Below are 249 nucleotides of genomic sequence, written 5' to 3' on the forward strand. Positions count from 1 at the left end.
TTGGATGCCTGCTTCGCTGTGAAGCCCGAGCGTTGCGCCTCGACACAGTAGAAGTCGTCATCACTGATTAGTTTCGCCTCGTAGCGACGCCATGCCTCGTGCCCCAGGAGTTCCAGCATGACCGGCCAACCGCTGCGGGAGTAGCGCTCGCTGAGGTCAAGCTGCTCAATGACGTGCGTCTCACCGATCTCCTTTGAGTGGCCGTGGTCGATGGCATTGTCCGGGTGCAGATCGGGATAGAGATAGAGC

General features: G+C 59.4%; 1 protein-coding gene. It reads right to left on the reverse strand.

From position 1 onward, the window contains the following. Positions 1–249 (reverse strand): hypothetical protein (locus tag AC6UDG_RS07755; protein WP_500706997.1); only part of this gene is annotated, 249 nt, incomplete at both ends.

The organism is Fructilactobacillus sp. X2R1C1 (genome assembly GCF_059901435.1).